Source organism: Pseudazoarcus sp. NS34 (assembly GCF_059703725.1).
This window is the reverse complement of the sequence record NZ_BAAKIZ010000003.1, coordinates 195,389-221,896: the sequence shown is the minus strand read 5'-3', so window position 1 is coordinate 221,896 and position 26,508 is coordinate 195,389. Positions and strand designations below refer to the sequence as shown.

The 26,508-nt window shown below is 63.8% G+C and carries 26 protein-coding genes; 9 read left to right on the top strand and 17 right to left on the bottom strand.

What is annotated here, in order from left to right:
* Positions 1–5: 5 nt before the first annotated feature.
* Positions 6–1,499: a leucyl aminopeptidase gene (locus AC6H0N_RS11185; RefSeq protein WP_497574187.1), complete on the bottom strand. Its 1,494-nt coding sequence runs from the start codon at positions 1,497–1,499 to the stop codon at positions 6–8.
* Between the two features lie 170 nt (positions 1,500–1,669).
* Between AC6H0N_RS11185 and lptF the strand changes: the two genes are divergently transcribed.
* Positions 1,670–2,749 carry an LPS export ABC transporter permease LptF gene (gene lptF / locus AC6H0N_RS11180; RefSeq protein ID WP_497574186.1) on the top strand — a complete coding sequence of 360 codons (1,080 nt, stop codon included), beginning with the start codon at positions 1,670–1,672 and terminating at the stop codon, positions 2,747–2,749.
* Complete coding sequence (gene lptG, locus AC6H0N_RS11175) at positions 2,746–3,828, top strand: LPS export ABC transporter permease LptG (protein ID WP_497574185.1); 1,083 nt, start codon at positions 2,746–2,748, stop codon at positions 3,826–3,828. The genes lptF and lptG overlap by 4 nt, the downstream gene beginning before the upstream one ends.
* Positions 3,829–3,925: 97 nt before the next feature.
* Here the strand turns inward: lptG and rplS are convergent, their stop codons facing one another.
* The 4 genes from rplS to rpsP form a co-directional block, all read right to left on the bottom strand.
* Positions 3,926–4,297 (bottom strand): 50S ribosomal protein L19, encoded by a 372-nt coding sequence (rplS, locus tag AC6H0N_RS11170; RefSeq protein WP_497574184.1) that lies wholly within the window; start codon positions 4,295–4,297, stop codon positions 3,926–3,928.
* 116 nt (positions 4,298–4,413) lie between these two features.
* Positions 4,414–5,196, bottom strand: coding sequence for a tRNA (guanosine(37)-N1)-methyltransferase TrmD (gene trmD, locus AC6H0N_RS11165; RefSeq protein ID WP_497574183.1), 783 nt, complete (start codon positions 5,194–5,196; stop codon positions 4,414–4,416).
* A 4-nt stretch (positions 5,197–5,200) separates the two neighbouring features.
* Positions 5,201–5,707: a ribosome maturation factor RimM gene (rimM, locus tag AC6H0N_RS11160; RefSeq protein ID WP_497574182.1), complete on the bottom strand. Its 507-nt coding sequence runs from the start codon at positions 5,705–5,707 to the stop codon at positions 5,201–5,203.
* Positions 5,708–5,721: 14 nt separating this feature from the next.
* Positions 5,722–5,970, bottom strand: coding sequence for a 30S ribosomal protein S16 (gene rpsP, locus AC6H0N_RS11155; protein WP_497574181.1), 249 nt, complete (start codon positions 5,968–5,970; stop codon positions 5,722–5,724).
* A gap of 130 nt (positions 5,971–6,100) precedes the next feature.
* Here rpsP and wrbA point away from each other — a divergent pair, with 130 nt between their 5' ends.
* Complete coding sequence (gene wrbA, locus AC6H0N_RS11150) at positions 6,101–6,700, top strand: NAD(P)H:quinone oxidoreductase (RefSeq protein ID WP_497574180.1); 600 nt, start codon at positions 6,101–6,103, stop codon at positions 6,698–6,700.
* Positions 6,697–7,047, top strand: a complete 351-nt coding sequence (locus AC6H0N_RS11145; protein WP_497574179.1) for a DUF2069 domain-containing protein — start codon at positions 6,697–6,699, stop codon at positions 7,045–7,047. Before wrbA ends, AC6H0N_RS11145 begins: the two co-directional genes overlap by 4 nt.
* Here AC6H0N_RS11145 and pssA read toward each other — a convergent pair whose 3' ends face one another.
* The 4 genes from pssA to AC6H0N_RS11125 form a co-directional block, all read right to left on the bottom strand.
* Positions 7,048–7,851: a CDP-diacylglycerol--serine O-phosphatidyltransferase gene (pssA, locus tag AC6H0N_RS11140; protein ID WP_497574178.1), complete on the bottom strand. Its 804-nt coding sequence runs from the start codon at positions 7,849–7,851 to the stop codon at positions 7,048–7,050. It lies immediately after the preceding gene.
* 114 nt (positions 7,852–7,965) lie between these two features.
* Positions 7,966–8,982 (bottom strand): ketol-acid reductoisomerase, encoded by a 1,017-nt coding sequence (ilvC, locus tag AC6H0N_RS11135; protein WP_497574177.1) that lies wholly within the window; start codon positions 8,980–8,982, stop codon positions 7,966–7,968.
* A gap of 79 nt (positions 8,983–9,061) precedes the next feature.
* Complete coding sequence (ilvN, locus tag AC6H0N_RS11130) at positions 9,062–9,553, bottom strand: acetolactate synthase small subunit (protein WP_497574176.1); 492 nt, start codon at positions 9,551–9,553, stop codon at positions 9,062–9,064.
* A gap of 145 nt (positions 9,554–9,698) precedes the next feature.
* On the bottom strand, positions 9,699–11,411 hold the full coding sequence (locus tag AC6H0N_RS11125) for an acetolactate synthase 3 catalytic subunit (RefSeq protein ID WP_497574175.1): 1,713 nt from the start codon (positions 11,409–11,411) through the stop codon (positions 9,699–9,701).
* Between the two features lie 152 nt (positions 11,412–11,563).
* Between AC6H0N_RS11125 and AC6H0N_RS11120 the strand changes: the two genes are divergently transcribed.
* The 4 genes from AC6H0N_RS11120 to AC6H0N_RS11105 all read left to right on the top strand — a co-directional run bounded on the left by AC6H0N_RS11120 (position 11,564) and on the right by AC6H0N_RS11105 (position 16,778).
* Positions 11,564–12,043, top strand: coding sequence for an RDD family protein (locus AC6H0N_RS11120; RefSeq protein WP_497574174.1), 480 nt, complete (start codon positions 11,564–11,566; stop codon positions 12,041–12,043).
* A gap of 266 nt (positions 12,044–12,309) precedes the next feature.
* Positions 12,310–14,970, top strand: a complete 2,661-nt coding sequence (pepN, locus tag AC6H0N_RS11115) for an aminopeptidase N (protein ID WP_497574173.1) — start codon at positions 12,310–12,312, stop codon at positions 14,968–14,970.
* Positions 14,971–15,226: 256 nt separating this feature from the next.
* A complete protein-coding gene (locus tag AC6H0N_RS11110; RefSeq protein WP_497574172.1) occupies positions 15,227–15,439 on the top strand; it encodes a hypothetical protein in 213 nt (70 codons plus the stop codon).
* Between the two features lie 508 nt (positions 15,440–15,947).
* Positions 15,948–16,778, top strand: a complete 831-nt coding sequence (locus AC6H0N_RS11105) for a hypothetical protein (protein WP_497574171.1) — start codon at positions 15,948–15,950, stop codon at positions 16,776–16,778.
* A 60-nt stretch (positions 16,779–16,838) separates the two neighbouring features.
* Here AC6H0N_RS11105 and AC6H0N_RS11100 read toward each other — a convergent pair whose 3' ends face one another.
* Positions 16,839–17,726, bottom strand: coding sequence for a LysR family transcriptional regulator (locus tag AC6H0N_RS11100; RefSeq protein ID WP_497574170.1), 888 nt, complete (start codon positions 17,724–17,726; stop codon positions 16,839–16,841).
* 107 nt (positions 17,727–17,833) lie between these two features.
* On the opposite strand from AC6H0N_RS11100, the gene AC6H0N_RS11095 reads away from it, so the two are divergent.
* Positions 17,834–18,934, top strand: a complete 1,101-nt coding sequence (locus AC6H0N_RS11095) for an NADH:flavin oxidoreductase/NADH oxidase (RefSeq protein WP_497574169.1) — start codon at positions 17,834–17,836, stop codon at positions 18,932–18,934.
* Between the two features lie 683 nt (positions 18,935–19,617).
* Here AC6H0N_RS11095 and AC6H0N_RS11090 read toward each other — a convergent pair.
* From AC6H0N_RS11090 to AC6H0N_RS11060, 7 genes are all read right to left on the bottom strand, one after another.
* Complete coding sequence (locus AC6H0N_RS11090; RefSeq protein WP_497574168.1) at positions 19,618–21,378, bottom strand: methyl-accepting chemotaxis protein; 1,761 nt, start codon at positions 21,376–21,378, stop codon at positions 19,618–19,620.
* Between the two features lie 157 nt (positions 21,379–21,535).
* Complete coding sequence (gene panC / locus AC6H0N_RS11085) at positions 21,536–22,363, bottom strand: pantoate--beta-alanine ligase (RefSeq protein WP_497574167.1); 828 nt, start codon at positions 22,361–22,363, stop codon at positions 21,536–21,538.
* Position 22,364: 1 nt separating this feature from the next.
* Complete coding sequence (gene panB, locus AC6H0N_RS11080; protein ID WP_497574166.1) at positions 22,365–23,180, bottom strand: 3-methyl-2-oxobutanoate hydroxymethyltransferase; 816 nt, start codon at positions 23,178–23,180, stop codon at positions 22,365–22,367.
* A 72-nt stretch (positions 23,181–23,252) separates the two neighbouring features.
* Positions 23,253–23,894 carry a deoxynucleoside kinase gene (locus AC6H0N_RS11075; RefSeq protein WP_497574165.1) on the bottom strand — a complete coding sequence of 214 codons (642 nt, stop codon included), beginning with the start codon at positions 23,892–23,894 and terminating at the stop codon, positions 23,253–23,255.
* Between the two features lie 3 nt (positions 23,895–23,897).
* Positions 23,898–24,398 carry a 2-amino-4-hydroxy-6-hydroxymethyldihydropteridine diphosphokinase gene (folK, locus tag AC6H0N_RS11070; RefSeq protein ID WP_497574164.1) on the bottom strand — a complete coding sequence of 167 codons (501 nt, stop codon included), beginning with the start codon at positions 24,396–24,398 and terminating at the stop codon, positions 23,898–23,900.
* Positions 24,395–25,753, bottom strand: coding sequence for a polynucleotide adenylyltransferase PcnB (gene pcnB / locus AC6H0N_RS11065; RefSeq protein ID WP_497574163.1), 1,359 nt, complete (start codon positions 25,751–25,753; stop codon positions 24,395–24,397). Before pcnB ends, folK begins: the two co-directional genes overlap by 4 nt.
* A 70-nt stretch (positions 25,754–25,823) precedes the next feature.
* Positions 25,824–26,495 carry a histidinol-phosphatase gene (locus AC6H0N_RS11060; RefSeq protein ID WP_497574162.1) on the bottom strand — a complete coding sequence of 224 codons (672 nt, stop codon included), beginning with the start codon at positions 26,493–26,495 and terminating at the stop codon, positions 25,824–25,826.
* Positions 26,496–26,508: the final 13 nt, after the last annotated feature.

The following is a 26,508-nucleotide window of genomic DNA, read 5'->3' as shown; positions in this document are numbered from 1 at the left end:
CTGGTTCAGCCTTGACTGCGGGAAATCAGGAACTCGGACAGCAACGGCACCGGCCGCCCCGTCGAGCCCTTGGCTTCACCCGACACCCAGGCGGTGCCGGCGATGTCCAGGTGAGCCCACTTGTAGCTCTTGGTGTACCGCGCCAGGAAGCAAGCAGCCGTAATGGAGCCTGCGCCGCGGCCGCCGATGTTGCCCATGTCGGCGAAATTGCTCTTCAACAGATCCTGGTAGTCGTCCCAGATCGGCAGGCGCCAGGCGCGGTCGCCGGAGCGTTGTCCGCAGGCAAGCAGTTCGTCTGCGAGATCGTCGTCGTTGGCCATCAGGCCGCTCGGAATCTTGCCCAGCGCGATGATGACGGCACCGGTCAGCGTGGCGATGTCGATCACGGCGGCCGGCTTGAAGCGCTCGGCATAGGTCAGCGCGTCGCACAGCACCAGACGGCCTTCGGCGTCGGTGTTGAGGATTTCGATGGTCTGGCCGCTCATCGAGGTGACCACGTCACCCGGCTTGGTGGCGCCGCCGCCCGGCATGTTCTCGGTGGTCGGGATGATGCCGACGACGTTGATCGGCAAAGCCATGCGAGCGAGTGCCTTGAAGGTGCCAAGCACGCTGGCGGCGCCGCACATGTCGTACTTCATCTCGTCCATTTCGGCCGCCGGCTTGAGCGAGATGCCGCCGGTGTCGAAGGTGATGCCCTTGCCGACCAGCACCACCGGCTTGTCCTTGGGCTTGCCGCCCTTGTAGTGCATGACGATGAACTTGGGCGGCTGGTGGGAGCCGCGCGCAACCGACAGCAGCGAGTTCATGCCGAGCTTTTCCATGTCCTTGCGCTCGAGCACATCGACCTTGAACTTGAAGTCGCGGCCCAGCGCTTGGGCCGTTTCGGCCAGGTGCGTCGGCGTGCAGATGTTGGCGGGCAGGTTGCCCAGTTCCTTGCTCAGCGCCATGCCTTCGGCGATAGCCGCACCACGTGCAGCAGCGCTCTTGAGTGCCGCGCTGACCTTGCCTGCGGTGAGCAGCGTGACGCTGCTGGCGCCACGAGGCTTGTCCGTGCCGCTCTTGCTGCGCGTGGTGTCATAGCGGTAGGTGGCGTCAGCGAGCAGCCGCGCGGCGTTGAGGAAGGTCCAGCTTGCATCGCGGCCTGCCGGCGGTTGGTCGGCAAGACACACCATTGCCGCGCGGGCAGGGCCGTTGGCCAGCCATTTCGCTGCGGCGGAAACAGCGTCCCGCCAGGGCTTGTCGCCAAAGTCCTCGTGTTTGCCGAGGCTGACCACCACGATGCGCTCGGCGGCGCATCCGTCCAGCCCGGGGATGACGAGCAGTGAGCCGGCGCGGTCCTCGAGGTCGCCGCGGGCGGCAATCGCTTCGAGCTTTCCGCCGGAAGCCTCGTCCAGAGCCACATAAGCCGAATCAGACGATTTCCGGTCGGCATACCGTCCAACCACGATCGCCGGTGTGGCGAGCTTGGCCGGGTTGCCGGTCTTTATGGTAAATTCCACCGCTGTTCTCCCAGAGCATTCCTCGTTGATGATGCGGTCGATTATCACCGTGCGTCGCGAGGCCGTCAAAACCGGTTTTTCCGCGCAGATCTCCGAAGGTTGGTGATGCCCTCACGCTCCGTCGCAACTTTCTGCACCCGCGGCACTACTTCAGCGAGCGTCCGGGCAAGATGATCTTCCGCAACGCCCTTCTGAAAGAGTTTCGCAACACCGCATTGGCGCTGTTCGTGGCTCTCTTCGCGATCCTCATCAGCGTCGTGCTGATCCGTATGCTCGGGCAGGCTGCTGGCGGCCGCGTGCCCGCGGACGCCGTCATGGCGCTGATCGGCTTCGGCGCGCTCGCCCAGTTGCCTGTCGTGCTGTCGCTGACCCTGTTCGTGGCCGTACTCGTGACGCTGAGCCGCTATTACCGCGACAGCGAGATGGTGGTGTGGTTCTCCTCCGGTTTGCCGCTCACGGCATTCATTTCCCCGGTCATGCGCTTTGCGGTCCCGATTGCGATTGTCATCGGCGCCCTGACACTCTTCATCACGCCGTGGGCCAACAATCAGAGCGAGGTGTTTCGCGCCGAGCTCGACAACCGGGACGACACCACGCGCGTCACGCCCGGCGTATTTCGCGAGTCGCCAGGTGGGCAGCGTGTGTTCTTCGTCGAGAGCGGTTCGGATGAGGACGGCAAGTTGCGCAATGTCTTTGTCAGCTCGATGCAGGGCGGCAGCGTCAGCGTGATTGCTTCCGAGGAAGGCACAATCGAGTCGGATGATCGGGGCGACCGGTTTCTTGTGCTGACCAATGGGCGCCGCTACGACGGAGAGCCCGGATCAGCCGACTATCGGGTGATGGAGTTTGACGCTTACCGCGTGCTCATCGACCAGCGACGTACCGCGAGTCCTTCTGTGCGCACGCGCACAACGTCCACGCCCGATCTCCTCCGTGAGCGCACGCCGCGCGGGCTTGGCGAACTGTCCTCACGTATAAACATGCCGCTGGCCGCCGTGCTGCTGGCGTTTCTGGCGATACCGCTGTCCTTCGTCAACCCGCGCGCAGGCCGCGGTACCAACCTGATCGTGGCGGTGCTGGCCTATTTGGTTTATAGCAACGCGATCAATATCGGTGATGCCTGGGTTGCGCAGCGCAAGATCGACTTCTGGCTGGCGACGATCCTGCCGCACCTGATCGTGCTTGGTTTGCTGGCCGGGCTGTTCTATCGCCGGCTCGCATTGTCACCGTTCTGGCGAGCACGTTCATGAAGCTGAGTATCGTTACGCGGCACCTGGCGCGCGAGATCCTCGCCGGCACCGGCATCCTGTTGGTGGCATTCCTGGGCTTGTTTGCCTTCTTCGATTTCGTCAACGAGCTTGAGGACATCGGGCGCGGCGGTTACGGCGTCGTCGACGCGGTCGTGTACGTCGCCTTGTTGCTGCCGGGGCGAATCTACGAACTGCTTCCGGTGGTGGTGCTGATCGGCTCGCTGTACGCCTTGACGACGCTGGCACGGCATTCCGAAATCACCGTCATGCGGGCTTCCGGCATGTCCACCCGGCGCATGCTGCAGACCCTCGCAGGTATCGGCTCGGTGTTTGTCGTAGCGACCTTTCTGGTGGGGGAGGTCGTGGCCCCTCCGGCTGAGCGGGCTGCGCAGCAATGGCGCCTGGCGGCGACGGGCGCAGCCATGTCGAATCAGCTCGAGTCGGGGCTGTGGGTCAAGGACGGCGATGATTTCGTAAACGTCGCCACAGTGTTCCCCGACGGGTCGATCTTCGGCGTGCGCATCTACGACTTCAATGACCGGCGCGTGCTGGAATCGGTGAGCGCGGCCCGCAGCGGCAGCTATGACGAATCCGCCGGCGTCTGGCGCTTGTCCGACGTGACCGAAACGCGTTTGCTGGAAGGGTCGGTGAGGCTTATTAAGCGTGAGGCTTATGACTGGGCTTCGCAGCTGACGCCGGAGGTGCTCAGTGTGCTGATGGTTTCGCCTGATCGCATGTCGGTGACCACGCTATTTACGTACATTGCCCACCTGCGTGACAACCGACAGGATACGCAGCGCTTCGAGATCGCCCTGTGGAAGAAGCTGACCTATCCGCTGGCAGTGCTGGTGATGATGGCGTTGGCCTTGCCGTTTGCGCTGGGGCATGACCGCATGGGCGCGGTCAGCGTGAAGGTCTTCCTCGGCGTGATGTTGGGTGTCGGCTTCCACATGCTCAACGGACTGTTCGGCAATCTCGGCGTGATCAACGCCTGGCCGCCGGCGCTCGCAGCAATTACCCCTTCAGCGCTGTTCCTGCTTGCAGCCACCGCCATGCTGTATCGCGTCGAGCGGCGTTAAGGCTGTCGCTGATGCGGCACCATGTAAAAAGGGCTTCCCCGCAGGGAAGCCCTTTTTTTCTGAACTGCGACTGCCGTGAGGCAGTTCGCAGGGGCGATCAGGCGCCCTTGTAGTTCAGCTTTTCCTTGATGCGTGCCGACTTGCCCGAACGCTGACGCAGGTAGTACAGCTTGGCGCGACGCACGTCGCCACGACGCTTGACCTCGATGCTGGCGACCAGCGGCGAGTACAGCTGGAAAGTACGCTCAACGCCTTCGCCGGACGAGATCTTGCGCACGATGAAGTTCGAGTTCAGACCACGGTTGCGCTTGGAAATGACGACGCCTTCGTAAGCCTGCAGACGCTCACGCGTGCCTTCGACGACCTTGACCTGCACGATCAAGGTGTCACCAGGACCGAAAGCGGGGATGGTCTTGCCTTCGGAAAGACGCGCGATTTCTTCCTGCTCGAGTTTCTGGATCAGATCCATTTGTTCAACTCCGTTTGTTGTATGGCCCATCGGGCTCTTACCTGCAGAGCAGCATGCTCCCTGATGCAGGCGCTTTGTACCGGGCCGTTTCAGGCCCTTCTCGGCGGGTGTCCGGGCTAGTGGCCCTCGCTCCCCAGTTCCTGCCTGAATTCCTCAAGCAGTTTCGATTCTTCCTTGCTCAGCTTGCGCGACTCCAGCAGATCGGGGCGCACAAGCCAGGTCCTGCCCAGCGACTGCTTCAGTCGCCAGCGGCGAATCGCCGCATGGTTGCCGGACAGCAATACGTCCGGCGTGGGCCGGCCGCGATGCACCTCCGGCCGGGTGTAGTGGGGGCAATCCAGCAGCCCGTCTACGAATGAATCCTGTTGCGCCGAGTCGCCGTCGTTCAACGCGCCCGGCAACTGTCGGATAATCGCGTCGAGCAACACCATTGCCGGTAACTCGCCACCCGAGAGCACGAAGTCTCCGAGCGAAATCTCTTCGTCGACACAGTCGTCGATGACGCGCTGGTCGATGCCTTCATAGCGGCCGCACAGCAAGATCAGGCCGCTCAGCCCGGACAGCTCCAAGACCTTCGCGTGGTCCAGTCTGCGGCCCTGAGGTGACAGATAGATCACCCGTCCGGCCGTGCCGTTGCTTTCAGCCTGTGCTGCCTGTGCTGCCGCAATGGCCTGTTCCAGCGGTTCGGCCATCATCACCATGCCAGGACCGCCCCCGAAGGGCCGGTCGTCGACCGTGCGATGCGCGCCTTGCCCGAAGTCACGCGGGCTGTGAAAGCCGACCGCGTACAAACCACGATCCAGCGCACGTCGCGTGATGCCGCTGGCGGTGAGTGCGGCGAACATCTCCGGAAACAGCGTTACGACGTCAAAACGTCGGGGCAGGGTGCCTTCTGCCACGCTGTTACCAGTCCTTCTGCCAATCGACCGTGATGCGGCGGGCTTCCAGATCCACCTTCAGCGCGTACGCCGCGACGAAGGGAATCAGGCGCTCGGTATCGCCTTCAATGACGCGCAGTACATCGTGCGCACCGGTACTCATCAACCCGGCAACTTCGCCGAGCAGTTCGCCGTCCTTGTTCTCGACGGCCAGGCCGACCAGATCGGCCCAGTAATATTCTTCGTCGCCGGGCTCCGGCAGGGCTTCACGTGGTGCGCCGACAAACCAGCCCTTCGCCGCTTCTGCGGCGTTGCGGTCGGCAACTTCCTTCAGTGTTACGACGAGGCCTGTGCCGTGCACGCGGCAGTCGGTCACTTCGACCGTCTGCCAGGCGTGATCCGGCGCCTTGTCATCGCGACTGATCCACCACTGCGGCATTTGACCCCAGCTTTCGGGGTCGTCACCGAAGGGTGCGACGCGCACCGAGCCCTTGATGCCGAAAGGGGCGACGATGCGCCCCAGGACAATCATGCGGGCGTGCTGCTTCAGGCAGCCTTCGCGGACTGCTTGACCAGGCGGGCGACCGTGTCGGAGACCTTGGCGCCGTTCTTCACCCAGTGCTCAAGGCGCTCGGCGTTGATCACGATGGCCTTTTCCTTGTCGGAAGCAACCGGGTTGAAGTAACCGACGCGCTCGATGAAGCGACCGTCACGACGGTCGCGCTTGTCGGCTGCGACGATGTTGAAAAAGGGGCGCTTCTTGGCGCCACCACGGGCAAGACGAATGACGACCATGGGTAGTTCCTGCAGGTGAATTCGGAAAACGCGTGAATATAGCTGAAACCCGCCGCACAAGCAAGGACGCGGCGCTGATTGGCCGAGGTGCCTCGCGTATAATCGGCGCCTCACGACGCACGGTGGAAGCATGAAAGAAATTCTGGTCCTGTACTACAGTCACCGCGGTTCGGTGCGCGCTCTGGCGGAGGAAGTCGCGCGCGGCGTGCACTCGGTGCCCGGCGCTGCGGCGCGCGTGCGCACGGTGCCCAGGGTCTCGACGGTCTGCGAAGCGGTCGAAGATGAGGTGCCGGCTGATGGGCCGCCCTATGTCGAACTGTGCGATCTGGAAGAGTGTGTCGGGCTGGTGCTGGGCAGTCCGACGCGCTTCGGCAACATGGCTGCGCCGATGAAATATTTCATCGATGGCCTGGCCGGTGCCTGGATCAACGGCACGCTGGCTGGCAAGCCGGCCGGAGTGTTCACTTCGTCCGGGAGTCTGCACGGCGGGCAGGAATCTACCTTGTTGACGATGATGTTGCCGTTGCTGCACCACGGCGCGCTGATCGTCGGCATTCCGTTTCTCGAGGCCGATCTCAATACCACCAGAAGCGGTGGCACGCCCTACGGGGCCAGCCACGTCGCGGGGGCCGACGGTAGCCCGCGCCTGACCGACGAGGAGCGCCGCCTGGCTGTGGCGCTCGGGCGTCGCGTTGCCGAACTTGCCATCAAACTGTCGACAGAGTTATGACCATTCGAAGCCTCAACCTTATTTCCAGCGCACTGCTGATTGCGCTGATCGTGCTGTGCATTGTCTGGGAGGCATGGCTGGCGCCGTTGCGGCCGGGCGGTTCGTGGATGATGCTGAAGGTTCTGCCGCTGCTGGCAGCAGTGTTCGGCGTGCTGAAAGGCCGCCGATACACGTATCAGTGGCTGTCGATGTTGATCCTGCTGTATTTCACCGAAGGCGTGATGCGGGCCTGGGATGCCGGAATCGGCGGCACGCTGGCGATCATTGAAGCGGTACTGTCGGCCGCCCTGTTCACCAGCGTGGTGCTGTTTGCGCGCAATACTGCGCCGTCGCGTCCGCGGGACTGATCAGTCCGCGTCGGGCGGCGAGGCTTCTTGCGCGGCCGCCTGGCGGCGCCGGCGCAGCCAACGCCAGCCAAGGATCGCGTAGCCCGATACGGCATAGGCCAGGAACAGTGCGAACAGCACGCCGGCCGGATAGGTCGATATCAGCGCAAAGCCCAGCACCACCGCGATCACGACGATGAACGGCACGCTTTTGCGCAGGTTGATGTCCTTGCCGCTCCAGAACAGCACGTTGCTGACCATCGACAGGCCGGCAAAGACGGTCAGCAGGGCGGCGAGCCACACCACGTCCGAGCCTGCAATGCCGTTGTCGTTGACCACCCAGACCAGGCCGGCAACCAGGGCAGCTGCGGCCGGACTCGGCAGGCCCTGAAAGAAGCGTTTGTCGACGGAGTCGATGGTGGTGTTGAAGCGGGCCAGCCGCAGAGCGGCGCCGGCGCAATAGATGAAGGCGGCGATCCAGCCAAAATTGCCGATATCCTGCAGTGCCCACACGTAGACGATGAGCGCCGGTGCCGCACCGAAGGACACCATGTCGGCGAGTGAGTCGTACTCGGCGCCAAACGCACTCTGAGTATTGGTCAGTCGCGCAACGCGACCATCCAGTCCGTCCAGCACCATCGCGATGAACACGGCGATGGCTGCATGGTCGAAGCGTCCCTGCATGGCCTGCACGATGGCGTAGAAGCCGGCAAACAGCGCCGCTGTCGTGAACAGGTTGGGCAGAATGTAGATGCCCCGGCGGCGGCTGGGCGGCGGCGGGGGCGGGCTGTAGTGGTCCTGCACGTTGTCGAGGTCTTCATTCATGACGGCAATTGTAGCGCAGGCGATTCGCCGAGCACGTGCCGGCGCGTAAACGGAAGCGGGGCGGGGTGCGCGGAAAACCGCGTCACGCCCGCCCCGACAGTCAGCTGGTGCCGATCAGTTCTTGGACTGGTCGACCAGCTTGTTCTTGCTGATCCACGGCATCATCGCGCGCAGTTGGCCGCCGACGATCTCGATCGGGTGGGCAGCGTTGAGGCGACGATAGGCCGTCATCGACGGGTAGTTGCTGCCGCCTTCGGCGATGAACTGCTTGGCGTACTCGCCGGTCTGGATGCGCTTGAGAGCCTTGCGCATGGCTGCACGGGACTCGTCGTTGATGACTTCCGGGCCGGTCACGTACTCGCCGTACTCGGCGTTGTTCGAGATCGAGTAGTTCATGTTGGCGATGCCGCCCTCGTACATCAGGTCGACGATCAGCTTGAGTTCGTGCAGGCACTCGAAGTAGGCCATTTCCGGCGCATAGCCAGCTTCGACCAGGGTCTCGAAACCAGCTTTCACCAGCTCGACAGCACCGCCGCACAGCACGGCCTGTTCGCCGAACAGGTCGGTTTCGGTCTCTTCGCGGAAGTTGGTCTCGATCACGCCGCCCTTGGTGCCGCCGTTGGCAGCAGCGTAGGACAGGGCGATGTCGTGGGCCTTGCCCGACTTGTCCTGGTGGATCGCGATCAGCGTCGGTACGCCGCCGCCCTTCAGGTACTCGGAGCGCACGGTGTGGCCCGGGCCCTTCGGCGCGATCATGATGACGTCGAGGTCAGCGCGCGGCACGACCTGGTTGTAATGCACGTTGAAGCCGTGGGCGAAAGCCAGCACGCCGCCGTTCTTGATGTTCGGCTCGACTTCGTTCTTGTAGACCTGCGGGATGTTCTCGTCGGGCAGCAGCATCATGACCAGGTCGGCGCCTTTAACGGCCTTGCCGATTTCTTCGACCTTCAGGCCGGCCGCTTTGGCCTTTTCCCACGAAGCGCCGTCCTTGCGCAGGGCCACAGTGACCTTGACGCCGGACTCGGACAGGTTCTGGGCATGCGCGTGGCCCTGGGAGCCGTAGCCGACGATGGTGACCTTCATCTTCTTGATGAGGGAGAGGTCAGCGTCCTTGTCGTAATAAACTTTCATCGTTTCCTCGCAATGGTTCGGTGCTTCAGCAGAAAGGGTGCGTTCCGCCACGCGCAAGGCGGGCGGACTGCGGTTCAAATCAGATCTTCAGGATGCGGTCGCCGCGGCCGACGCCGCACACGCCCGATCGCACGGTTTCCAGGATCAGGTCGGTATCAATGGCGGCTACGAAGGCGTCGAGCTTGCCCTGGTCGCCGGTCAGCTCGATGACGTAGGACGCTTCGGTTACGTCGATGACGCGCGCACGGAAGATGTCGGCAAGGCGCTTCATCTCTTCGCGGTCCTTGCCGGTGGCGCGCACCTTGACGAGCATCAGTTCGCGCTCGACGTGGGCCGACTCGGAAATGTCGACGACCTTGATGACCTCGACCAGCTTGTTCAGCTGCTTCGTGATCTGCTCGATGATGTCGTCCGAGCCGGTCGTGACGATGGTCATGCGCGACATCGACGGGTCTTCGGTCGGTGCCACGGTAAGCGATTCGATGTTGTAGCCGCGGGCCGAGAACAGGCCCGAGACGCGCGACAGGGCGCCGGCTTCGTTCTCGATCAGCAGGGAGATGACGTGTCTCATGTTCAATTCCCGGGGAGGGTCGGTTGGAGCCTTGCCGCCCGTCGCATCGGAACACCGCTGAGGGTGATCCGCGCCGGCGAAGCCTGGTGGGGCTTCGCCGGAAACCGCGGCAGGGGTGAGCCGCGGTTCGCCGGCGTGTTGGCGCTTAGAGGTCTTCGGCCGACAGGATCATCTCGGTGAGACCCTTGCCGCCCTGAACCATCGGATAGACGTTTTCGGTCGGATCCACGAGGAAGTCGAGGAAGACCAGTTCATCCTTGTGCTCAGTGAAAGCCTTGCGCAGCGCGCCCTCGACATCGGCCGGGTTCTTCACCTGGATGCCGACGTGGCCGTAGGACTCGGCCAGCTTGGCGAAGTCGGGCAGCGAATCCATGTACGACTCGGAGTAGCGGCCGCCGTGGAACAGCTGCTGCCACTGACGCACCATGCCGAGGTAACCGTTGTTCAGGTTCACGATCTTCAGCGGCAGGCGGAACTGCTTGCAGGTCGACAGTTCCTGAATGCACATCTGGATCGAGGCTTCACCGGTGACGCAGGCCACTTGCGCCTCGGGGTGCGCGAGCTGCGCGCCCATGGCGTAGGGCAGGCCGACACCCATGGTGCCGAGGCCGCCGGAGTTGAGCCAGCGACGCGGCTTGTCGAAGCGGTAGTACTGCGCCGCCCACATCTGATGCTGGCCGACGTCGGAGGTCACGAAGGCTTCGCCGTTGGTGACTTCCCACAGCTTCTGCACGACGAACTGCGGCTTGATGATCTCGTCCGAGTTCTTGTACTGCATGCAGTTGCGGCTCTGCCATTCGGCAACCTGCTTCCACCACGCAGCCAGCGCTTCCTTGTCGGGGTGGGCCTCGCCGGATTCGATCTGGCGAATCATCTCGTCGAGCACGTCGCGCACGTCGCCGACGATGGGCACGTCGACCTTCACGCGCTTGGAGATCGAAGACGGATCGACGTCGATGTGAATGATCTTGCGTGGCTCTTCGGCGAAGTGCGCCGGGTTGCCGATAACGCGGTCGTCAAAGCGCGAGCCCACGGCCAGCAGCACGTCCGAGAAATGCATGGACATGTTGGCTTCGTAGGTACCGTGCATGCCCGGCATGCCCAGATACTGCTTGTCGCTGGCCGGGTAGGCGCCAAGACCCATCAGGGTGTTGGTGATCGGCGCGCCGAGCAGGCGGGTCAGCTTGATGAGCTGTTCCGAGGCATTCGACAGGATCACGCCGCCGCCCGAGTAGATCATCGGGCGCTTGGCTTCGAGCAGCAGCTGCACAGCCTTGCGGATCTGGCCCTGATGGCCTTTCACCACGGGGTTGTACGAACGCATGGTGACTTCGGCCGGGTATTCGTATTCGCACTTGTGGGTCGACACATCCTTGGGGATGTCGACCAGCACCGGGCCGGGGCGGCCGGTGCGCGCCAGCATGAAAGCCTTCTTCATGGTGGTGGCGATGTCTTTCACGTCCTTGACCAGGAAGTTGTGCTTCACACAGGGGCGGGTGATGCCCACGGTGTCGACTTCCTGGAAGGCGTCCTGGCCAATCGCGGCGGTCGGCACCTGGCCGGTGACGATGACCATCGGGATTGAATCGCAGAAAGCGGTGGCAATGCCGGTCACGGCATTGGTTGCGCCCGGGCCGGAGGTTACCAGCGCAACGCCAACGGATTCGGTGCAACGGGCATAGCCGTCGGCAGCGTGTACCGCGGCCTGTTCATGCCGGGTCAATACGTGACGAACCTGCTCCTGGCGGAAAAGAGCATCGTAGATATAGAGAACAGCGCCGCCCGGATAGCCGAAGACATACTCGACCTTTTCTTCCTGCAGGCACCTGATTACAATTTCCGCACCGGTGAGTTCCATTTACACGACTCGCTTCGCACAAACCAGAAACGGCGAAGAGTAGCTTCAGAGCGCATTTCGGTCAAGGCTTGTTGCGGCGCGTCAGTGTGTTTCACGAATCCGGTTTTCCCTGAATCTCAAGGGCTTATAGCCCTTCCCCCAGCAAGGTCAGAATGAACAAGAAGCCCGTTGCCGAGGCGCTTCCGGCGACCGGCCGTCCCATTGCCGAATTGGCTGGTCTGCGTCGCCGCTTAGCCAGCATGCTCTACGAAGTGTTGTTGCTGCTCGGCGTACTGGGCTTGCTCTACATGCTGCCCAACGTCCTGATGGGCATGGCCCTCAACGTCATTCCAGGCCCCTTGCTCCAGTTGGCGTGGGTGTTTCTGGTATGCGGCGGGTATTTCGTCTGGTACTGGCAGCACCACGGCGCAACGCTGGCAATGCAGACCTGGCGACTGAAAGTCGTCGATGCCCGCGACGGACGTCCGCTCACCCTCGGGCGTGCTGCACTGCGCTATGCGGTGGCCTGGCCGTCGTTGTGGCTGTTCGGCGTCGGCATTCTGTGGATCATTTTCGACCGCGATCGTCAGTTCCTGCACGACCGTCTAGCCGGCACCTGCATCGTTCTGATGCCTCTCTCCCCGAAGGTCTGAGCAGGGCTGCCGCGGGGGCGTTGAGGCGCTGCGGTATGATCGGGCTCAAGGATTGCCTTGTCCGCTTCGGGCGCTTTCACCCCGGCGCAGCACGCCAGATCGGGCTGAATACTGGCTTCGAGCGGCCCGAGCACGCGTCGTCAAGTGCCCATCACGCGCAGCCAGTTGCCCCCTTGTCGTTCGGCTGCGCGTCGTAGGCGGGGCGGAAAGGCACTGCTGCGGCGTCGTGAAACCCGAAACTGAAACGGAAAACCATGGATAACTCGATGAGCACCCCCGTCACCATCCAACGCGCAGACTACCGTCCGCTGCCCTGGCGTATCGATTCGGTGGAGCTGCATTTCGATCTCGATGCCGAGGCCACGCTGGTCAGAAGCCGGCTCGCCTGCGTGCGCAAGCGCGGCGAAGACGGCCCGCTGGTGCTCAACGGTGAGGATCTCGAGCTGGTCTCGCTGCGCATCGATGGGCAGGACGCCGGCGACTTCATGTCGCGCACCGACGCCGGCATCGAACTCGACATCCCCGGCAGCGTGGCCATGGTCGAAGTGGTCACGCGTGTGAACCCCACCGCCAACACCACGCTGTCCGGCCTGTATGCGTCGAAGAGCGGCCTGTTCACGCAGTGCGAAGCCGAAGGCTTTCGCCGCATCACCTATTTCCCCGACCGTCCCGATGTGATGTCGCGCTTCTCCGTGCGCCTGGAGGCCGATCGCCAGCGCTTTCCGGTGCTGCTGTCCAACGGCAACCTCGTCGCCTCCGGCGAACTGCCGGGCGATCGCCATTACGCGGAGTGGGTCGATCCGTTTCCCAAGCCGTCCTACCTGTTCGCGCTGGTCGCCGCCGACCTCGAAGTGTGTGAGCGCACCGAGAAAACCGCCAGCGGCCGCGAGGTGCTGCTGCAGGTGTGGGTCGAACACGGCAACGTCGACCGCGCCGGTCACGCCATGGATTCGCTCGTGCATTCCATGCGCTGGGACGAAGAGACCTTCGGCCTGGAGCTGGATCTCGACCGCTTCATGATCGTTGCCGTGGGCGACTTCAACATGGGCGCGATGGAGAACAAGGGGCTCAACATCTTCAACGCCAAGTACGTGCTGGCGCGCCCCGATACGGCCACCGACGCCGACTACGAAGGCATCGAGAGCGTCGTCGCGCACGAGTACTTCCACAACTGGACCGGCAACCGCGTCACCTGCCGCGACTGGTTCCAGCTCACGCTCAAGGAAGGCCTCACCGTCTTCCGCGACCAGCAATTCTCCGCCGACATGCTCGGCCGCGCCGCCGGCCCCGAGAGCGAGGCCTCGGCCCGCGCGGTAAAACGTATCGACGACGTGCGCGTGCTGCGCGCCGCCCAGTTCACCGAAGATTCCGGCCCGATGGCCCACCCCATTCGCCCGGACAGCTATCAGGAAATCAACAACTTCTACACTGCTACGGTGTACGAGAAGGGCTCCGAGGTCATCCGCATGCAGCACACGCTGCTCGGCGCCGAGGGCTTCCGCAAGGGCATGGATCTGTACTTCAAGCGGCATGACGGCCAGGCCGTGACCTGCGACGATTTCGTCGCCGCCATGGCGGACGCCAACGGCCGCGACATGACGCAGTTCATGCGCTGGTATTCGCAGGCCGGCACGCCGCTGCTCAGCGCCTCCGGGCAGTGGGACGCGGCGAACAGCCGCTACACGCTGACGCTGGCCCAGCGCACGCCGCCCACGCCCGGCGAGCCCGACAAGCTGCCGTTGGTGATTCCGGTGGCGGTCGGCCTCATCGGCCCCGAAGGCGCCGACTTGCCGCTGCGTCTGGCAGGCGAATCTGCCGCTGGTGCCACCACCCGCGTGCTCGAACTTACCGAAGCCGAACAGAGCTTCGTCTTTGAGGACGTCGCCGTCGAACCCGTGCCGTCGCTGCTGCGCGGTTTCTCCGCGCCGGTGATGCTCGAAGTCGACGAGGACGACGAACGTCTGGCCTTCCGCATGGCGCACGACGCCGACCCCTGCAACCGCTGGGACGCCGCGCAGCGCTTCGGTGAGCGCGTCGTACTCGCGCTCGCGGCCGATCCGTCCGCGCCGGTGCCCGAGGTTTTCCTCGACGCCTGGGGCAAGCTCATCACCGACGAGCGGCTTGATCCGGCCTTCCTCGCTGTCACGGCCACCTTGCCGGGCGACGGCTGGTTGCTCGAACGCATGGGCGAGGCCGATCCGGCCCTGCTGCGCGCCGCGCTGATGCGCGTCATGCGCAGCATTGGCGAGCGGTTCGCCGACGACTGGCTGGCGCTCTACAAGCGCCTGGAAGTGAACGGCGCCTATCGCTATCACCCGGGTGACGCGGGCTGCCGCGCGCTGCGCAATCTGTCCCTGCGTTACCTCGCCGCCGCCGGCAACGAGGAAGGCGCCTCCCGCGCCGAGACCCAGTTCGATCACGCCGAGAACATGACCGAGCAGTTCGGCGCGCTGGTCGCCCTGGTGCACAGTGCCAGCCCCGCCGCGCAGGACGCGCTGCAGAATTTCCGCACCCGCTTCGATGGCGACGCGCTGGTGATGGACAAGTGGTTCGCGCTGCAGGCCGGCGCGTGGCGTTGGGACGCCGCTGGCACGCCGGTGTTGGAACGCGTGCGCGGCTTGATGGACGACCCGGCCTTCACCATCACTAATCCGAACAAGGTGTATTCGCTGCTCGGCACTTTCTTCCGCGGCAACCCGGCGGAATTTCACACGCCGGAGGGGCACGCCTTCTGGGCGGATCAGGTCATTGCGCTGGATCGGCGCAATCCGCAGGTGGCCTCGCGCATGGCGCGCTCGCTGGAGAACTGGCGGCGGTATACGCCGGCGCTGCAGGCGTCCATTCGTGCGCAGCTGGAGCGCGTGCGGGGTGCGAAGGGCTTGTCGCCCGATGTGGCGGAAATCGTCGGCAAGGCGCTGGCCGGCTGACGGCCACACGCCGTCGTAGGGCAGGTAAGCGCAGCGCACCTGCCGATCTGCCGTTGATGTGAAAGGGGGGAGCGGCTGCTCCCCCTTTCTGTTTGCGCTCAAACAGCAGGGCCGGACTGCCCCGGCGAAACCGGCCTCCACTCGGCGAGACAGAGGGGACTTGGGTGGCTACGGTCGGCTCTGTGGCATAAACTTTGGACCTATATCCGGCGCAATGCCCTTCGGTTATTGCGCCCTACATGAGCTGGACGATGCGATGAAGAAGGGCTTTGGAGAAATCCGCTGCAAGTTCTGCCAGACCTGGCAGCGGTCCGAGGTGCAGCACTACGACGAGGAAAGCTTCCTGGCGATCGCGCCGGGAACCGAGGGGCAGGAATGCATCAACCTCTGGTGCCAGCAGTGGATTCCGGCGGACAACGACAACTTTCGTTGGCGCACGGTAGAGGTGGTCGAGCCGAAGAAGCCCTGAGGCTCACCGCCTCAAGGTTTCGTGACGGCTTGGTATTTCGTGACGGTTTGGTAGGGCAGCTAAGCGCAGCGCACCTGCCAATCTGCCGTTGACGTGAAAGAGGGAGCAAACGCTCCCTCTTTCCATTCCGTATTTGGTTTATTAGTTGTTCCGCCGGTAGTCGATTTTGCTGGCCTCGACCGGCCGGGAGTTCGCCCCGGCGGGCGACCTACTTTCTTGTAGTGCAACAAGAAAGTAGGCAAAGAAGTGCACCCCGCCGCCTCGGCCCTTCGGGCTTCCCTCGCTCCAGTCGCTTTCACCGGCCGGTCCTGAACTCGCTTCGCTCGGACAGCAGGACCGGACTTCCCCGGCGAAACCGGCCTCCACTCGGCGAGACAGAGGGGACTTGGGTGGCTAAGATAGGCACCATGCCATAAGCTGCAGAACCGCGTGGGGCATACAGAGTTCTTTACTAACTAGGTGGTATGGGGCTTTGCGCTTAGCCAAAATTTCTATAGAAGGCTTTTCAATGAGAGAAACCCTGTTCTCCATCTTGAAGTTCAATGCAGTGATGGTTGCATTGTTGGTTGTCACTATCGCCGTGTGTGACGCATTGAGTATGCGAAGCCCTAACCGTGCTGTTGCTGTTCTTCTTTTTGGAGGGGTGGTATTTGCAGTATTCAAGAACTTGCAGATTATTTGGCTAGGGCGCCGAAAGATGCTTGCGTCGATGCATACCGGGGCAGTCGAGGTGGCGGCAGTCGCCATAGAATTCAAAGAGAAGGCTAATTCTCGAGCAAGAGAGCGTGCCAAAGAGAGGCTGCTGGATGCTGCGTTCAAGACGCCGGTTGCCTATGAAGTCGATGAAAAGCCCCATGCGTATGAGAACGAACGTTCTGATGCTATGTGTGAGAGAGCGCTTGATGTGGAAGATTCGAGGTTGCGCGATAAGCGCAGGCACCTTGAATTGTTCCTGCTTGCGCAGGAGGCACCATTGAAAGTTAATGGGGATAAACTTAATTTTGAAACCGAACGGGAGAAGCTGCTGTACTTGTATTTTGTAATGGGTGCGATTGACAAGCTTGGAGGGACTATACGTGACTCCTCGCTATCTGAGCAATGGTGGTCAACCGTTCCAATTGCATACGCTGTTCGATATTGGAACGTAGATACGGCATTGAGCTACCTCGAAAGTTATGGGTGCACGGGTGATGCAGAACTGGACGAGGCAGGTGTTAGGGGGGCTCAAGCAATGGGTCTTTCGATTATGGCAGCCCGCGGAAAAATCTCTGCGCAGTCATTTAACAGTTCATGCTTTGACCTTTATTCGATCGTGCAGTGCGAGAAATGGCCCGCGTAGGGTGCAATGGCTGAAAGGCATTACGCCGCATGCCGGCTTGAAATCGGCCGCGACACCCCGTCACCCACCACGCCCCTTCATCGGACAAACTCCCCTCAAACACTCCACCGCCCTTTGCGCCCGTGCCGTCAGCGGCCATTCCGCTCGATGTATCAACCACAAGGTATCGATCACCGGCGTGCCACACGGCACGATGTGGATGGCGTCTTGTCGCGGGAAGGCTTCGCAGGCGTGGCGGGGGAGGACGGTGAAGCCGAGGCCGCGGGCGACGGGTTCGAGCATGAGGCTGATCTGGTTGCTGAAGCCGCGCGACGGGATGCGACTGACGCCGGGGTTGCCGGGGTACCAGCGGGCGAGCAGGCGGGCGAGCATGGCGCGGCCGTCGGCGTGGTCGATGAAGCCGATGCGTTCCAGATCGTCCCAGCCGCGCACTTCCTCACCGGCGGGCACGACGAGTTCCAGTGGTTCTTCCGCAAAGTGGCTGGCGGTGAGGCGGGGGTCGTCGGGCTTGAGGGTGACGATGCCGAGTTCGAAGCGGTTGTCGAGCACGGCGTCGAGCACTTCGCGGTCGGGGGCGAAGCGGTAGCGGACGGACAGGCCGGGTACGGCCTGTTGCAGGTCGAGCAGGGCGGGGTAGAGCGACAGGCCGATGCTGCCGGGGGTGATGATGCTGATCTCGCCGGTGTCGGCTTCCGCCGAGGTGAGGCGTGTGTCGAGGCGGCGGGTGGCCTGTTCGAGTTCGGCGCAGTATTCGAGCAGCGCGCTGCCGGCGGGGGTCAGCTCGATCTGGCGCGGGCGGCGGATGAGCAGCGGGCCGAGCTGCTGTTCGAGGTGGCGCACATGCTGGCTGACGGCGGCCTGCGTGAGGTCCAGGCGTTCGGCGGCGCGGGTGAAGCTGCCGGCCTCGACGAGGGTGGTGAAGCTCTGCAGCCACTGCGGGTTTAGCATAACGATCTCTTATTCAAGTCATAAGGTAGGGTCGGTTTTCATTATATGCACGACTCCCTAGACTCCGCGGTGTTCGCTGTCACGGCGTGAGACCTGAGGAGTTGCATATGTCTGCCCTGTTTTCCCCGTTCCGTCTGAAAGACGTCACCCTGAAGAACCGTATCGTGGTGCCGCCGATGTGCCAGTACAGCGCCGTCGACGGCTTCACCAACGACTGGCATCTGGCCCATTACGCGGGGCTGGCGCGCGGTGGTGCGGGACTGGTCATCGTCGAGGCCACGGCGGTGTCGCCGGAAGGCCGCATCACGCCGGGCTGCACCGGGCTGTGGAATGACGCGCAGGCCGAGGGCATGGCGCGCATTGCGGCGGCCATCAAGACGCGCGGCGCGGTGCCGGGCATACAGATCGCGCACGCCGGCCGCAAGGCCAGTGCCAACCGGCCGTGGGAGGGCGATGACCACATTCCTGATGGCGATCCGCGCGGCTGCCAGACCGTTGCGCCGTCGGCGGTGGCATTCGGTGCCGACCTGCCCAAGGTGCCGGCGGCGATGACGCTGGACGACATCGAGCGGGTCAAGGCCGACTTCGTTGCCGCCGCCCGTCGTGCCCGCGACGCCGGCTTCGAGTGGCTGGAACTGCACTTCGCGCATGGCTACCTCGCGCAGAGCTTCTTCAACGTGGATTCCAACCAGCGCACCGACCAGTACGGCGGCGACCTCGCCGGCCGCAGCCGCTTCCTGCTCGAAACGCTGGCTGCCGTTCGCGAGGTGTGGCCCGCAAACCTGCCGCTGACCGCGCGCTTCGGCGTCATCGAGTACGACGGCCGCGACGAGCAGACGCTGGCCGAGTCCATCGAGCTCGTGCAGCAGATGAAGGCGGGCGGGCTGGACCTGCTCAACGTCAGCGTGGGCTTTTCGACGCCGACTGCAGCGATCCCCTGGGGGCCGGCCTTCCTCGCGCCGATCGCCGAACGCGTGCGCCGCGAAGCCGGTCTTCCGGTGGCTTCGTCGTGGGGTATCGACGTGGTTGCAGATGCCGAGCGCGTTGTCGCCAACGATCAGATGGACCTCGTCATGATCGGCCGCGCCCTGCTTGCCAACCCGCACTGGCCGATGCAGGCCGCGCGTGAGCTCAAGATCGACAAACCCACCTGGGTGTTGCCGGCACCGTACGCGCACTGGCTGGAGAAGTATTACCGCGCGGCCTGAGGCGGGAGAACGGACAGAAGACTGGTGGGCCGGGCTTGTCAGCCGCGTTATTGCAGCTGAGCCGGAACGCAATCCGGGCTGAGCGTGGCAAGGGGGCAGCTTGGGTGGAGGCTGCCATGGGACCCATCCCCACCCCAGCCCTCCCCTTGAAGGGGAGGGAGCAGGGGCGTGGCACTTGGCCACGGTCGGCGTTCAGGTCAGCTCCAGGTGCTCCCAGCAGGGGCAGGCGTGATGTGGACTCCTCCCCCTTCAAGGGGGGAGGCCGGGAGGGGGATGGGTCCTGGAGGGCGGCATGAGCCGGGCCTTCAACCAGGAGCGGATGTCCGCTCAGATCTCGAGGTCGTCGATGAGCCGCGCGGTGTCCAAGTTGGCCGCGGCGACGATGACCAGCGGATCACTGCAGCCCGCCGCCTCCCGTCAAATCAAAAGATCCCGACACGCGCTCGGTGCATCTGCACGAGGGCGAGGCGCTCGATGAGGAGCAGATCGCAGGCAGGATGCGTCGGGCGGCGAAGCGGCCGGACGCAAAATTATTTTGAGTGCGCGGCGCCTCTCCGACTGCCTGAAAAGAAAAGCCCGGCTCTGGCCGGGCTTTTTTTTGGCAATTGCGACGCACGATGGGTCGCTGGGCGCGTAGGTCTGAGACTGGCTCTTGAAGCTTGAACAGCGTGTGATTGAGCGGACTACATGCCTCGCAGGTGCTTGAGGGATGCGCTCAGGCGGTCGATGCGGCCCGAACTTTCGCTGATGAGCTGGGTAATCTGCTGCGCCGACACGGAAGATTGCTGCGCGAGCTTGCGCACCTCGTCGGCCACCACGGCGAAGCCGCGGCCGCTCTCGCCGGCGCGGGCGGCTTCGATGGCGGCGTTCAGTGCGAGCAGGTTGGTCTTCTCGGTGATCTCGTTGATGCTGCCGATGATGTCGGCCACTTTGCGGCTCGATTCCTGCACGCGGCTCATCTCACTGTCGGTTACCTGCGCGGCTTCGTGCTTGGCCTGTTCGTCGGTGCAATACACCACGATGAGCCGGATCTGGCCTTCGGAATCGGCGATGGGGCAGAACGTGCCCTTGAACTGATGGGGCTGGCCTTGTGCGTTGTTCATGCAGAACTCAGAAATGAGCTGATTGCCGGACAGCAGTGTCTGGAGCTTCTTGTCGCCGACGATGGTGGTGAGTTGGCTGGTCTGCTTGAGCAGCTGCTGTTCGTTCGCCATGCCAAGACGTTCGAGCATGTAGCTGTTGGCCTTGACGAGCTGACCGGTCGTTTCGAATTCGGCGATGCCGTTGCTGACGCTGATGGCGGCAAAGCGTCGCTCGGCTTCGAGCGACATTTCCTTGGTGCTGGTGATGTTGGCCTGGATCGAAATGAAGCGCTCAAGCTTGCCGCTCTTGCCGAACACCGGATTGATCGCCATGGAGATCCAGTACGGCGTGCCGTCCTTGTCGTAGTTGAGAATTTCGTCATAGAACGGCTGGCCGGACCGGATGCACTTGCTGATACGCGCGACCGTATCCGGATCGGTCGCCGGACCCTGCAGGATCGGGCCGGGTTTCTTGCCGCGAACTTCGTCGAGGGTGTAGCCGGTGAGCTTGATGAAGCCGTTGTTCACGTAGTCGATAAGGCCGTCGGCATCGGTGATGATGATAGCGTTGTCGGTCTCGTTGGCGACCAGCGAGAGCACTTCGAATTCCTTCTTGCTCTCGACCTGTGCCGTGATGTCGCTGGCGAACTTGACGACCTTCATGACCCGGCCTTCGGGATCGAGGATGGGGTTGTAGGTCGCGTGAATCCATACCGGGCGGCCGCCCTTGGCGAGCCGGCGGTATTCGGCGGTCTGGTACTCGCCGGCACGCAGGCGTTCCCAGAACTGGCTGTAGCCGGGCGAGCGCGCTTCCTGTTCCGACACGAACAGGCTGTGCTTGCGGCCCTGCACTTCCGCCAGCGTGTAGCCCATCAGGCCGAGGAAGTTGTCGTTGGCGCGCAGGATGGTGGCGTCCGGCGAGAACTCGATGACAGCCTGCGCCCGGTTGATGGCGGCAATCTGCGATTCGATGTTGGCACGCGCGACGACCTGCGCCGTGATGTCGGTGGCGAACTTGATGATGCGCGTGACTTTTCGGCCCTTGCGGATCGGCGTGTAGGTGGCCTGGATCCATACCGGTTCGCGGTTGCGGTTCAGCCGCCGGAATTCCGCGGTCTGCGATTTGCCCTCGCGCAGATCATTCCAGAAGTTCCGGTATTCGGCGCTGTTGGCTTCGCTGTCCGGCACGAACATGCGGTGGTGCTGGCCGCGGACTTCGTCCAGCGAGTAGCCCATCAGGGCGAGGAAATTGTCGTTTGCCCGGAGGATGGTTCCGTCGAGCTCGAATTCGATGACGCCTTGGGTTTGCTCGATGGCAGCGACGACATCCGCCGAAGCACTGCGATTGAAAAGACTGAACATGCATGTTCCCGCGGGGAAGGGGTTTGAGGCTGGCTGACATGTCTTACTACGGCACGCAGCGGCGTTTATTGAGGGCGAGATGCGAATCGGGGACAGGTCGCGACTGAAGTCCGTGTCGCGAACTGCCCCCGCTCGCTGAGCGTTTAGGAAAGCTGCGTTAGATCTCGAGATTGTCGATCAGTCGCGTCGAGCCCAGCTTGGCCGCGGCCAGCACCACCAGCGGGTCGGCCTCGCTGACCGGCGGCTGCAGGTCGGCCTGGCGGCGTACGGCGATGTAGTCGGGCTGCCAGCCGCGTTCGCGCAGGCAATCCATGGCCACGGTTTCGAGGTGCAGGAAGTCGTGATTGCCGGCGCGCACGGCGTCGCGGATGGCGGTGAGCTCGCGATACAGCGTGGGTGCTTCGGCGCGTTCGGCGTCAGAGAGATAGCCATTGCGCGACGACAGCGCGAGGCCGTCGGCGGCACGTACGGTGTCGCCGCGCACGATCTCGATGGGCAGGGCGAACTCGCGCACCATGTTCGAGATGACCATGAGCTGCTGGAAATCCTTCTTGCCGAACAGCGCGACGTCGGGCTGGACGATGGAGAAGAGCTTGAGCACAACGGTGGCGACGCCGCCGAAGTGACCTGCGCGGAATTCCCCTTCGAGGATGCTGACCTGCGCCGGCGCGGGCGCGACGAAGTAGTGCTGCGGCTCGGGGTACATCACCGATTCATCCGGCGCGAAGAGCAGGTCGACGCCGGCGGCTTCGAGCTTTTCGCAGTCGGCGGCGAAAGTGCGCGGGTAGCGGCCGAAGTCCTCGCCCTGACCAAACTGCAGGCGGTTCACGAAGATGCTGGCGACCACCGTGTCGGCGTGCTGGCGTGCTTCGCGCATCAGCGCGATGTGGCCTTCGTGCAGGTTGCCCATGGTCGGTACGAAGGCGATGCGTTCTGTCTTGCGGCGCGCGGCGCGGCAGGCTTCGATGCTCTCCAGAATCTGCATGTCAGTAGCCGTGCGCCGCGGTGGGGAAAGCGCCTTCGCGCACTTCGCGCACGTAGTTGGCGATGGCTTCCTCGATGCTGGCTGCGCCCGTCATGTAGTTCTTGACGAAGCGCGCCGGCTTACCGGGGAAGATGCCGAGCATGTCGTACAGCACCAGCACCTGACCGTCGCAATCCGGGCCGGCGCCGATGCCGATGGTGGCCATGGTGCTGAGGCTGGCGGTGATCTCTGCGGCGAGCGTGGAGGGCACCAACTCCAGCACGATCATGGCCGCGCCGGCTTGTTCGAGCGCCAGCGCGTCGGCCTTCATCTTCGCCGCGCCGGTTTCGTCCCGGCCCTGCACGCGGTAGCCGCCAAGCTGGTTGACCGACTGCGGCGTGAGGCCAACGTGGGCGCACACCGGGATGCCGCGCTCGACCAGGAAGTGCACGGTCTCGGCCATGTATTCGCCGCCTTCGAGCTTGACCATCTGCGCGCCGGCTTCCATCAGCTTGGCGGCGTTGCGCATGGCCTGCACCGGGCCTTCCTGAAAGCTGCCGAAGGGCATGTCTGCAATGATGAAGGCGCGCTTGGAGCCGCGTGCGACGCATTCGGTGTGGTAGGCCATCTGCTCGAGCGTGACGGGCAGCGTCGACTTGTGGCCCTGGATGACGTTGCCGAGCGAATCGCCGATGAGCACGGTGTCGACGCCGGTGCGATCCATCATCGCGGCGAAGCTCGCGTCGTAGGCGGTGAGCATGGTGATCTTGCGGCCTTCGGCGCGCATCTTGCCGAGCTCATGCAGCGTGATCGGCTTGTCGTTCTGCAGATAGGTCATGGCGTGCTATTCCTCCGAGGGCGCGAGTGTTTCGCAATTCGCCTCAGCAGACAAGGGAAATGGCGTTGCGGCTCAGGCAGCGTAATTGAAGAATTCGCGGAAGCTGCGCATGCCGCGCAGGCGTTCGATGAGCAGGTCGAAGTCGTCGTCGTGATCGACCGGGTTGAGCACTTCGGCGTCGACGATGAATACCGGGGCGGCATCGTACTGGTAGAAGAAGCGCGCATAGCGCTCGGCGACGCGTTCGAGGTAGCTCTCGGTGATGCGGCGCTCGGCATCGACACCACGCTGAAAAACGCGGCCGATCAGGGTTTCCGGTTTGGCCTGCAGGTAGATCACGAGATCGGGCTTGAGCCGCGACACCGGCGCCATTGAGTCGTGGATGCGCTGGTACAGCGCGTACTGGTCATCCGGCAGCGTCAGCTCGGCGAACAGCGGATCCTTGTCGAAGAGGAAGTCCGAGACGATGCGCTCGCTGGTGGCGCAGGCGCTCTCCAGCTCGTTGAGTTGTTCTACGCGTTGCAGCAGGAACGACAGCTGGGTCTGCAGCGCCCAGCGTTCCATGTTCTGGTAGAAGCGGCCGAGGAAGGGGTTGAGCTCGGGCTGCTCAAGCAGTGTCTGCGCCGACAGCCGCTCTGACAGGCGGCGCGCCAGCGAGGTTTTACCGGCCCCGATGGGGCCTTCGACGACGATGTAGCGGGCCTTGTCGAGCATGGCTTACTCCTGGATTCGGGCGATTTCCTGGTCGGCCACGCCGGGTAGCAGCGCGGCAACCGGGCCGTGGCCGGGTATGTGCGTGTCGGGCGCGATCTCGGCCAGCGGCAGCAGCACGAAGGCGCGTTGGTGCATGCGCGGGTGCGGCACTTCGAGGCCCGGTGCGTGGATCACGTGCTCATCATAAAGCAGCAGGTCGAGGTCGAGCGTGCGCGGTGCGCAGTGGCCCTCGCGCGTGCGGCCGGCTTCGTGTTCGATGTCGAGCAATTGTGCGAGCAGCGTCGGCGCATCGATGTGCGTGCGCAACTCGATGACGCCGTTGATGTAGTCGGGCTGGCCTTCGACGCCGACGGGTGCGCTGCGGTACAGCGACGAGCGGCGCTCGACGCTTGTGTCGGGCAGGGCGTCGAGCGCTGCGCAGGCATGTTCGAAACTCGCGGCCGGGTCGCCGAGGTTGGCCCCGAACGCGATGAAGGCTCGCGCTGGGGCGGGCACTACGCTCATGTTGCGTCGGCCGCCTCGGACGGCTTGGCGTTGGGCTTGCGACGGCGGCGGCGCTTGCGCGGGGCGGCTTCGCTGGAGGCGGGGGCCTCGCGGATCAGCGTTTCGCGCTTTTCATGGCTGCCACCGGCGAAGTCGTCCCACCAGTCGACCAGTTCCATGTCGATCTCGCCGGCCTGCGCGCGCAGGCGCAGGAAATCCCAGCCGGCGCGGTAGCGCGGTTGTTCGATGAGGCGGTAGGGAGCATGGCCGGCGCGCTTCTCGAAGCGCGGCTGGATGGACCAGATGTCCTTGATGTCGCCGGCGATCTTGCGCGTGATGGCGAGCTTGCGGGCCTGCACGTCGAGCACGTAGTCCATGGCGTCGAACAGCGCGGGCTGGGCCGGCGCACCGTCGGCCTTGCGCTTTTCCCAGGCGGCCAGCACCTCGTGCCACAGCAGGGTGGCGAACAGGAAACCGGGGGAGACGGATTTGCCGTCGCGCACGCGCTCGTCGGTGCTCTCCAGCGCGAGCCACACGAAGCGCTCGCCCATGGGCTGTTCGAGGATCACGTCGAGCAGCGGCAGCACGCCGTGGTGCAGGCCCTCTTCGCGCAACTGGCGCACGCACTTGACGGCGTAACCCGACAGCAAGAGCTTGAGGATTTCGTCGAACAGGCGGGCGGCCGGCACGTTCTCGAGCAAGGACGCCATCTCGCGAATCGGCGTGCGCGCGGCCGGGTCGATGATCAGCCCGAGCTTGGCGCCCAGACGTACCGCACGCAGCATGCGCACCGGGTCTTCGCGGTAGCGCGCACGCGGTTCGCCGATCATGCGCAGGGTTTTCTGCTGCAGGTCGGCCACGCCGTGGTGGTAATCGACGATGACGCCGGAAACCGGGTCGTAGTACAGCGCATTGACGGTGAAGTCGCGCCGTGTGGCGTCTTCGGCCTGGTTGCCGAACACGTTGTCGGCCAGCACGCGGCCATGTTCGTCGGTGGGGGTGGCGCCTTCTTCGTGCAATGCGCGGAAGGTGGACACCTCGGTGGTCTCGCGACCGTTCATCACGTGCACGATGCGAAAGCGCCGGCCGATGATGCGCGAGCGACGGAACAGCGCACGAACCTGCTCGGGCGTGGCGCTGGTGGCAACGTCGAAGTCTTTGGGCGGCAGGCCGGCCAGTGCGTCACGCACGGCGCCGCCGACGACGAAGGCCTTGTGGCCATTCTCCTGCAGCACGGAGCACACCTTGGCCGCCGCGGGCGAGATGTCGCTGCGGCGCATGCCGTGCTTTTCGGGCGCGATCAGGGCGGGTTCGTTGAGGGCGGGCTGGCCGGATCCGGCGCCACGAAATACCTTGCGCAGCAGCTTGCGGATCATCGGAGTCTGAATGTGGTTCGTGTCATAAGCGGTGAATCATAACCGAAGCAGGCTGCCGCGCATCGGCTGCTCATGCTGCACAGTTCAGGGCCAGCACCGGCCAGCCGGCCTTTTCGGCGTGCGCGCGCAGCGTGTCGTCGGGGTCTACGGCGACCGGATTGGTCACGATCTTGAGCAGCGGCAGGTCGTTGAGGGAGTCGCTGTAGAACCACGTCTTGTCGAAGCTTCCCCAGTGCATGCCGATGCTTTCCAGCCATTCTTCGACGCGGGTGATCTTGCCGGCCTTGAACGAGGGCATGCCGCGCGGCTTGCCGGTGAACTGGCCCTGTTCCTGCGCGGCGATGGTGCCGATCAGGTGCGCAATGCCGAACTCGCGCGCAATCGGGCCGGTGACGAAGCTGTTGGTGGCGGTGACGATGGCGACGACCGTGTTCGGAGTCAGGTGCTTTTTCGCCAGTGCACGGGCCTGCGGAGTGATCATCGGCAGGATGCGCTCGCGCATGTATTCGGCGTGCCAGGCGTCGAGTTGCTTGCGGTCGTGACGGGCGAGCGGGGCGAGCTGGAAGTCGAGGAACTCGAAGATGTCGAGCATGCCGGCCTTGTACTGCTCGTAGAAGACCTTGTTGCGTGCTTCATGCACCTCGGGGTCGAGCACGCCCTTGCTGATCAGGAACTGCGCCCACTCGAAGTCCGAGTCGCCGGCAAGCAGGGTGTTGTCGAGGTCGAAAAGCACCAGATCCACGAAATGTCCTTTG

Bases quoted from the DNA above. Each gene is read 5' to 3' on its own strand.
- lptF (WP_497574186.1), top strand. From the start codon at position 1,670: ATGATCTTCCGCAACGCCCTTCTGAAAGAGTTTCGCAACACCGCATTG.
- lptG (WP_497574185.1), top strand. From the start codon at position 2,746: ATGAAGCTGAGTATCGTTACGCGGCACCTGGCGCGCGAGATCCTCGCC.
- rplS (WP_497574184.1), bottom strand. From the start codon at position 4,297: ATGGATCTGATCCAGAAACTCGAGCAGGAAGAAATCGCGCGTCTTTCC.
- rimM (WP_497574182.1), bottom strand. From the start codon at position 5,707: ATGATTGTCCTGGGGCGCATCGTCGCCCCTTTCGGCATCAAGGGCTCG.
- rpsP (WP_497574181.1), bottom strand. From the start codon at position 5,970: ATGGTCGTCATTCGTCTTGCCCGTGGTGGCGCCAAGAAGCGCCCCTTT.
- wrbA (WP_497574180.1), top strand. From the start codon at position 6,101: ATGAAAGAAATTCTGGTCCTGTACTACAGTCACCGCGGTTCGGTGCGC.
- AC6H0N_RS11145 (WP_497574179.1), top strand. From the start codon at position 6,697: ATGACCATTCGAAGCCTCAACCTTATTTCCAGCGCACTGCTGATTGCG.
- pssA (WP_497574178.1), bottom strand. From the start codon at position 7,851: ATGAATGAAGACCTCGACAACGTGCAGGACCACTACAGCCCGCCCCCG.
- ilvC (WP_497574177.1), bottom strand. From the start codon at position 8,982: ATGAAAGTTTATTACGACAAGGACGCTGACCTCTCCCTCATCAAGAAG.
- ilvN (WP_497574176.1), bottom strand. From the start codon at position 9,553: ATGAGACACGTCATCTCCCTGCTGATCGAGAACGAAGCCGGCGCCCTG.
- AC6H0N_RS11125 (WP_497574175.1), bottom strand. From the start codon at position 11,411: ATGGAACTCACCGGTGCGGAAATTGTAATCAGGTGCCTGCAGGAAGAA.
- AC6H0N_RS11120 (WP_497574174.1), top strand. From the start codon at position 11,564: ATGAACAAGAAGCCCGTTGCCGAGGCGCTTCCGGCGACCGGCCGTCCC.
- pepN (WP_497574173.1), top strand. From the start codon at position 12,310: ATGAGCACCCCCGTCACCATCCAACGCGCAGACTACCGTCCGCTGCCC.
- AC6H0N_RS11110 (WP_497574172.1), top strand. From the start codon at position 15,227: ATGAAGAAGGGCTTTGGAGAAATCCGCTGCAAGTTCTGCCAGACCTGG.
- AC6H0N_RS11105 (WP_497574171.1), top strand. From the start codon at position 15,948: ATGAGAGAAACCCTGTTCTCCATCTTGAAGTTCAATGCAGTGATGGTT.
- AC6H0N_RS11100 (WP_497574170.1), bottom strand. From the start codon at position 17,726: ATGCTAAACCCGCAGTGGCTGCAGAGCTTCACCACCCTCGTCGAGGCC.
- AC6H0N_RS11095 (WP_497574169.1), top strand. From the start codon at position 17,834: ATGTCTGCCCTGTTTTCCCCGTTCCGTCTGAAAGACGTCACCCTGAAG.
- AC6H0N_RS11090 (WP_497574168.1), bottom strand. From the start codon at position 21,378: ATGTTCAGTCTTTTCAATCGCAGTGCTTCGGCGGATGTCGTCGCTGCC.
- panC (WP_497574167.1), bottom strand. From the start codon at position 22,363: ATGCAGATTCTGGAGAGCATCGAAGCCTGCCGCGCCGCGCGCCGCAAG.
- panB (WP_497574166.1), bottom strand. From the start codon at position 23,180: ATGACCTATCTGCAGAACGACAAGCCGATCACGCTGCATGAGCTCGGC.
- AC6H0N_RS11075 (WP_497574165.1), bottom strand. From the start codon at position 23,894: ATGCTCGACAAGGCCCGCTACATCGTCGTCGAAGGCCCCATCGGGGCC.
- folK (WP_497574164.1), bottom strand. From the start codon at position 24,398: ATGAGCGTAGTGCCCGCCCCAGCGCGAGCCTTCATCGCGTTCGGGGCC.
- pcnB (WP_497574163.1), bottom strand. From the start codon at position 25,753: ATGATCCGCAAGCTGCTGCGCAAGGTATTTCGTGGCGCCGGATCCGGC.